Source organism: Paraburkholderia sp. SIMBA_027, from assembly GCF_046535315.1.
GTDB classification, from domain to species: domain Bacteria; phylum Pseudomonadota; class Gammaproteobacteria; order Burkholderiales; family Burkholderiaceae; genus Paraburkholderia; species Paraburkholderia tropica.
Genome location: NZ_JAWRWY010000026.1, coordinates 83055 through 89697, shown reverse-complemented (window position 1 = coordinate 89697; position 6643 = coordinate 83055). Strand labels below are relative to the sequence as shown.

The following is a 6643-nucleotide window of genomic DNA, read 5'->3' as shown; positions in this document are numbered from 1 at the left end:
GATTGCCCGAAACCCTGGCTGGTCTGCATTTCGTCGTATTCGCCGTGCTTATGCTTGTCCACTTCGCAGCCCTTAATACAAGTGCCTAACACGCTCTAGGCTCGCCGCTAGACGTTCCTGCATGGCCGTTGTGCCCCCGGACTCCTTGGCGCGCGGCTTGGCCAGCCACATTAAGGCCGCTCCGCCTAAGGGGCCACTACGCGCCCTTCGCCCCGCCTTTCGTGGCAACGACAAGGGACAACGCCCGAGCCGTCCTAATCTGCCTGCATCGCCCGGCTAGAGGCGAAACGATTCGCTTGAAATAGTCCCAATATGGGACTATGATGTTTCTCATGAAAGTTATTGCGAAAAGAGTCCTCCTGAAATTCTGCGACAGGCACCCAATGGCTCGACAGTCGTTGCTGGCATGGCATGAGGAAGCGGTAAAGGCCGGCTGGATGACGCCGCAGGACATCAAGGCCAGATACGCCTCCGCGAGCTTTGTCGGGCGAAACCGAGTGATATTCAACATCAAGGGGAACGATTACCGGCTGATCGTCGCAGTGGCTTACCGCATCGGTGTCGTCTATATCAAGTTCATCGGAACGCATGGCGAATACGACCGAATCGATGCTGAAACCGTTGAACTGGAGTAGCCAACATGGAAATTCGTCCAATCCACAACGAACGCGACTACAAGGAAGCGTTGCAAACCGTATCCCGTCTTGTTGACGTTGACCCGGAACTGGGCACCCCTGAGGGGGATCATCTCGAAATCCTCGCTACACTAGTGGAGCGCTACGAGGCAGAGCATTTTCCGCTCGATCTTCCGGATCCTGTCGAAGCCATCAAATTCCGCATGGAACAGGCAGGACTATCGGCCAGCGACATGCAACCGTATATCGGCAACTTGAATCGGGTGTACGAAGTCCTCAATCGTAAGCGCGGTCTTAGCCTTTCAATGATTCGCCGTTTGAGCCGCGAATTGAAAATACCCGCTGAGGTGCTAATCGGATAACCGACAGAAAATTAAGGAGTCGCCATGCAAAGCGGCAGTGTCGTAGCGGTTAACTGAGCGGAAAATTCGCTGCAGCGCGCGGCCCTGGAAAGCGAGAGAATCATATGAAGCCAGCTCAGAGAGTTTCGACGTGGTCAAGTTGGACCGCGACCTTGAGCAAGCTGCTGAAGACCGGCGAACGGCGCTGGATGCTCTCCAGGAATGTCAGCAACACTCGATGCTCGGCATGGGATGCGAACGGGAAATCGATGCGTATAACCTCGCCGACGAGCAGTACAAGGACTCAGCGCAGCAGGTCGAAATGTTTCGCACGATGACGATCGCACAACAAAACGCGCGAGCGTCCGAACTACTGGTTTGTCGATAGGAAAAGAACATGACGCGTCAATATCGTTACGCCGACAAGGCAACTTGGGATATGGTCGGCGACGCGGTAATTGCAATGGGCCGGCCGGTTATCTGCGCTACACACTGAGCCTGCGTGATCTGGTCGAGTGATGGCCGAGCGGGGATTGTTGTTGGCTCACACGACAATCCTGCGCTGGGTGAGGCGTTTTACGCCCGAGTTCGTCAAACGCTGGAACTACTTTGCTACACCAGCGGGTCGCTCCTGGTGTGTCGACGAGACCTACCTGAATACTCGCGGCAGGTGGGTCTACCTGTATCGCGCAGTGGATCGGGCCGGCCAGACGGTGGACTTCATGCTCAGAGCCCGACGCAACGCGGCTGCGGTCAAAGCCTTTTTCAGCAAGGCCATCAGACATCGGGGCCCGGCGCCGCAGACCATCACCCTCGACGCTTCGCGGCCTCGCGCCGGGCCGTACGTGAGATGAAGCTTGATGGCCTGCTTCACGAGGTCACGAAGGTGTGCTTCTCGAAATACCTCAACAACCTGATCGAACAGGACCATCGTCACATCAAGTCCAGAACGAACGTGATGCTTGGATTCAAACGGTTCAGAGGTACCGCGACCACGATTTCAGGCATCCAGTTGACGCATCATATTCGCAAGGGCCAGTTCGACTAGCGAAACTTGGCCTCAAAGATGCTGCCGCGCCGGCTGTATGGAATGCGGTCCCGCCTTATCGATAAGGTATGCTATATATTTGAGTTTTCTCAAACCACTTACCTATTTGTACCAGAACCAGTGGCACCACATGGGCACCGAATTCGAAGACCGCAAACCAAAATCATCGAGCATTAGGTTGTGCGGTCTGTCACTCAAATTCACTCCATAGCAGTAGCGTCCAAGTCGACCACTACGCGCTCGATCTTATAATTATTTAAAATATCTTTAAATAATTATAAGTAATCCGAATGTAAGCAGGAAATTTGCCAGTTCAATGTAAATTGCGGGTATGAATAGCCTTCGTGATCTACGTCCCTAATGCCAGCGGATTCGAGCGCGGCGCAGTACTTAAACATCTGATCCGTCGTAAACCGTCCGGCCACTTGATAGCTCGCCGTTTATCGGCATTGCAAACTCAGTGCGGATGTCTGCTCTACGTCACACGAGAGAAGGACCGCTTCTGGCCGACTAAACTACAGCTTCCAACCCCTTCTTTTCAAGCAGGTGTAGCAACTTTGATGCGGTTCCGTTTGGCTTTCGCAAACCGGCTTCCCAGCAACGCACGGTCGCGATACTGGTGTTGATCGCCCCTGCCAGAACTGCTTGGCTAAGCTTCCGGCGCTTGCGAAGCGCTAAAACCCCAGCTGAGTCGTATGATGGCACTGGCTTCAGGCACAGTGCGTTGTACTTCGCCATCCGCGCGTCAGTGATTACGCCAACTTTATGCAGATCGCTCGCCGCCTGATGCACCGCAGCCGCGATACCACCGCAGGTTTTGGGTTTTGCTGCCATGTGAGGTCTCCTGTTATGCGGCTTGACAATGATCGTGCGTGTAGATCATGACACGGTAGTCGTCACTTGCGATGAAGTCTTTCAGGACATCTGTTTGCATTGTGCAGGCTTGTGAACTGTTGTCGGACACATCGGCGCTCGATTATCCGGTTGCCGCCGCGCGGCTCGCAGGCCTGGACGTGTGAGAATTGGACGGTAATTTTATCACTCGACCCCGATTAATAATTCGCTAATTTATATTATGTTAAATTATGCGCGCAAACAAAAGCCCGCACGCGGCGGGCTTTTCGCTGGGGTGCTGGAGCGTCAGAGCTTGAGCATCGCCCGCACGACAAAGCCAACAGCCGTGACGCAGCCCACGCCCACGATCGCAGCCATGTAAATCAAGGCTCGCGACTCTTCCGACATGTGATCGAGATGGAGTAGCTTGGTCATTAGATTTTCCCTGTGGTTTTGAGGCGCACAAAGATCATTATACATAGCACCAGAACTGAAAGCACGATAGACGCAATCGCGAGGATGTAGCGCTTGAATCCCGCCCGGCTGAACAGTCTGGGGCGAGTCGCGCCTACCGCAAGGGGCTTGAGCGGCGATACCGCCCCGAACGCTGCGACCAAGCCCGCGAGACCACCCAGCAAAAACAGGGCAATATCAACATCACTGACCCAGTCCACGCTGATCTTGCCGCTCTGCCACTCGTGCAGATCATGATACGCCGCCACCGCCCAGCCCACTGCGATATAGCCAAGCTGGCCGTCGCGAAACGGCGCGACCAGCTTGATGCGGTCAATAATGTCCTTCGACAGGCCCCCGTCCCCACCAGCGAGCAAGTGCACCAGCAGCACGACCCCCAGCCCGACGATCGGCGCAATGATCGCCACGCCCGCATTCACCCATATCCAACCGAGCATCAACCCTCCATCGCCTGTTTGAGGTCGCGCGAGAACGAGTCGGCCTCCAGCTCGGCATCGATCCAGATCATGCGGTCGTAGAGCGCTTGAAGGTCAGCGAAGCTGCGACCCATCGTCACCTCGCTAACGCTATCTTCGAGACAGAATAATGGCGCTGCACTCCCGTTTTCGAGATATTCCCAAAAGACATAATCGAGCCGCAGGTGACGCGGCTGGATGCGGATCAGGTCGCGCGCGAACTCGGTGGTCGGCGCGCGCAGCGCTTCCTTCCATTCGAGCATCACGGTGCGGTCCAGGTTGGTGTGCGTGTCGAGTGCGTAAAGCACCGCGGCGCGACGCGCCCCCGATAGCGGTGCAAGCAAGGCGCGCAGGTCGCCCAGCGTGAAGGTCTTGTAGGTCATGTGCCTCTCCAAAGATCCGCACATGATACTTGCCCGGTTTACCTGCTGTCGATAGAGGAACTGCAGCTTTGCTTCTTCCCATACGCCAGGCAAAAGTGGTATGGGATTAGAAAGATCAAGAACATGATCGTCCCCTTCCATCCCGGTATTGCATAGTGACCAAGAAGTGCCAATGTGGCCTGTATCCACGTGACGATTCCGGCGGATAACCAGATGACGAACATGCACGAAAACGCGAGAACGCCTTTGCCGAGACCTTTCATCGTGGATTCCGATTTCCTCATCACCAAAAGCACGGCGACCCCCGCGAGAAACGGAATACTCCAGAAGTAGTCCTGAACGGCGCGGAGCAGGTTTGCGTCAAGCTCAGCTTTTGCGACGGAGGCTAACGTTATGACGGCAGCTATAGCTGTAGCGAGCAGTCCCAAAATCGCCTTCTCCATCAGATCGAATAGCGTCGTCATCGCTGTTCCCATGCGAGTTGTTTTGGCGTTTATAGCATCAAAAGGCCCGCATTAAGCGGGCCTTTGGTCAGGATTCGCGAAGACCTGTGAGGCGATACTGCACGCCCGTCGCGTCTGGGTCGAACTGCTTACCCGTGTCGCGGCGCGGTTCCCACGTTTCAGGCCAGGCCAGCGCGATCAGGAGGGTCTCCAACTTCGAGAGCACCACGGTCGGCCGCCCTTCCCGGTTCACCACGCGGATCACCGGCAGAACGCCGCGCGCCGGTGGCGGGAAGTGCATCACGGCCCACACGCCCGAGCAGTGCGTGGCCCATGTGAACGCCTGACCGCGCGCGCGCCCGAACTTGAAGGTCTGAGGATCTTCGCGTAGCGCGCGTGCGATGCCCGCTGCCACCGGGCGCACCGCACGCAGTGCGAGCAGCACATGCGTGAAAATCTTCATGCTGCCGCGCCCTCTTTCTGCGTCGCCGCCGGCTGCGCAGCGATCGTGGCCGTGACGATACCCGAGAGGGCCATCACCGACAGGAGCGCCACCTCGACGCCCTTCGCGTCGATCATGCGGCAGCCGCCCGCGCCGTCGAAGTTGACATGCGAGCGCCACGGGAACGGCGAGGCTTCGCGGCTCGTCGCCATCGTGATCATGCCGGCACGCCCTCGCCGTTGATGGCCGCCTCGAGCTGCTCGCGGCAGCGCGCCAGATTGTCGGCCACGTCCTTGTCGATGCGCACGCAATCTTCGGCGAAGCGCAGCAGGAAGAACGAGTGCACGTTGCTCGACGCGAACGGCGCCATGATGTCGTTGAACACGACCTTCATCACGCGGCCTTCCCACGCGGACCAGCCCGCTTCCAGCCCGTCGCGCATCTTCTCGTTCTTCATGGTGACGTCCACCACGAGCTGGCCGCACGAGGTTTCGCACGTGATCGAGCCGGGGCGGCCTTCGTTCTTCGTGCCCGCGCGGCCCGGCACGATCGCCTTGAGCACGAGGTCGGCTTCGGCTTCGACCTTCAGTTTCACGACGTCCGGGTTGCCGCTGTTCGTGTCTTTCCAGAAGCCGGTCGGGCGCTTGATGATCGTGCCTTCCTTGCCTTGGAGCTGGAGCTCCTTGCAGTGCTGGTAGGCTTCGCGCAGCGAGTGCACGATCTTGGTCGGGATGACGCGCACGTCGCTGCCCGGCACGCGGGCCAGTTGCATCAGCAGCGCCTTGAAACGCTCGCGATAACCGACGTGATACTCGCCCTTCGGCACGACCACGTGCAGCGGAATCTGGTCCCACGCGAGAAAGAGCGGCTGCTCGTTCGCGGCGAATTCGCCGCCCGCGGCCACGCGGTTGACGATGCTGTTGCCGATCTCACGATCCGCAATCACGCCATCGACCAGCACGAGGATCTCGCCGTGCGTCTCGGTGCCGCGATCGAGGCGCGCCCTCGCTTCGGCCACGACCCCGCCGAACTGATCGAGCGGCAGCGGATTGCCCTGGCGCGTGCGCAGCTCCACGTTGCCGTCGTCGTCGTGGTCGAGGTTGTCGTAGAAGCCGTCAGCCTTTTCCTGGCTGAATACGCCCTGCTCCCATTCCCACTTGTTGAACTTCGCCTTCTTCGGCAGCACGCAGCGCATGTAGGGGAACTCGGCGATGAGGCCCGGCATGCCCTTGTTCACCGACGACTCGGAAAAGCCCGCGCGCAGATCCTTGCGGATGATGCGCTTCAGAAGCTCGGCCAACTAGGGCGTAGTTTATGGTTACTTACTGGGATCCCTTTGATTTCCGTGCATTTTTCCGATTAGCCCGCGCTTGACCTTGGTGAGGCATTGCCTTCCGGCCCTCGAACATTTTTTCTTGTAATCAGCGGCCTGCTGACTCCCCATCGCGGACAGTCATGGCGTGAGCGCAAGGGGCTGCTGCGCAGCGCACCCCTTAACCTGGGAGAGTGCATCACGTCAGTACCCTCGCGATTGCAGCATTCGCTCGCGGCGGGTAGACATCATGCGTTTGATTCAAAACGGAATTTA

Annotated in this window: 11 protein-coding genes and 2 pseudogenes; 5 read left to right on the top strand and 8 right to left on the bottom strand. The window is 57.9% G+C overall.

All coding sequences use genetic code 11. The annotated features are described in order from the left end of the window. The 5 genes and pseudogenes from SB764_RS34660 to SB764_RS34640 form a co-directional block, all read left to right on the top strand. Positions 1–89, top strand: a pseudogene (locus SB764_RS34660) (IS5/IS1182 family transposase); the annotation flags it as partial. Positions 90–332: 243 nt separating this feature from the next. Next, the gene (locus SB764_RS34655) at positions 333–635 is read left to right on the top strand and encodes a type II toxin-antitoxin system HigB family toxin (RefSeq protein WP_410866125.1); all 303 of its coding nucleotides are present in this window, start codon (positions 333–335) and stop codon (positions 633–635) included. A gap of 5 nt (positions 636–640) precedes the next feature. Continuing rightward, complete coding sequence (locus SB764_RS34650) at positions 641–997, top strand: helix-turn-helix domain-containing protein (RefSeq protein ID WP_410866124.1); 357 nt, start codon at positions 641–643, stop codon at positions 995–997. 130 nt (positions 998–1127) lie between these two features. Then, complete coding sequence (locus SB764_RS34645) at positions 1128–1364, top strand: hypothetical protein (protein ID WP_410866123.1); 237 nt, start codon at positions 1128–1130, stop codon at positions 1362–1364. Positions 1365–1453: 89 nt separating this feature from the next. Beyond that, positions 1454–2089 (top strand): annotated as a pseudogene (locus SB764_RS34640) (IS6 family transposase); the annotation flags it as partial. Between the two features lie 445 nt (positions 2090–2534). Here the strand turns inward: SB764_RS34640 and SB764_RS34635 are convergent. From SB764_RS34635 to SB764_RS34600, 8 genes are all read right to left on the bottom strand, one after another. After that, on the bottom strand, positions 2535–2858 hold the full coding sequence (locus tag SB764_RS34635) for a helix-turn-helix domain-containing protein (RefSeq protein WP_410866122.1): 324 nt from the start codon (positions 2856–2858) through the stop codon (positions 2535–2537). A gap of 306 nt (positions 2859–3164) precedes the next feature. Then, entirely contained in the window at positions 3165–3293 is a 129-nt protein-coding gene (locus SB764_RS34630) for a hypothetical protein (RefSeq protein WP_258365592.1), read from the bottom strand. Next, positions 3293–3769, bottom strand: a complete 477-nt coding sequence (locus SB764_RS34625; protein ID WP_110330019.1) for a hypothetical protein — start codon at positions 3767–3769, stop codon at positions 3293–3295. Before SB764_RS34625 ends, SB764_RS34630 begins: the two co-directional genes overlap by 1 nt. Then, a complete protein-coding gene (locus tag SB764_RS34620) occupies positions 3769–4170 on the bottom strand; it encodes a hypothetical protein (RefSeq protein ID WP_110330018.1) in 402 nt (133 codons plus the stop codon). Before SB764_RS34620 ends, SB764_RS34625 begins: the two co-directional genes overlap by 1 nt. A 38-nt stretch (positions 4171–4208) precedes the next feature. After that, positions 4209–4634 carry a hypothetical protein gene (locus tag SB764_RS34615; RefSeq protein ID WP_146230145.1) on the bottom strand — a complete coding sequence of 142 codons (426 nt, stop codon included), beginning with the start codon at positions 4632–4634 and terminating at the stop codon, positions 4209–4211. Between the two features lie 67 nt (positions 4635–4701). Next, entirely contained in the window at positions 4702–5076 is a 375-nt protein-coding gene (locus SB764_RS34610) for a hypothetical protein (RefSeq protein ID WP_410866121.1), read from the bottom strand. Then, complete coding sequence (locus tag SB764_RS34605) at positions 5073–5276, bottom strand: hypothetical protein (RefSeq protein WP_110330015.1); 204 nt, start codon at positions 5274–5276, stop codon at positions 5073–5075. Before SB764_RS34605 ends, SB764_RS34610 begins: the two co-directional genes overlap by 4 nt. Next, on the bottom strand, positions 5273–6355 hold the full coding sequence (locus tag SB764_RS34600; RefSeq protein ID WP_348966930.1) for a hypothetical protein: 1083 nt from the start codon (positions 6353–6355) through the stop codon (positions 5273–5275). The genes SB764_RS34605 and SB764_RS34600 overlap by 4 nt, the downstream gene beginning before the upstream one ends. Positions 6356–6643: the final 288 nt, after the last annotated feature.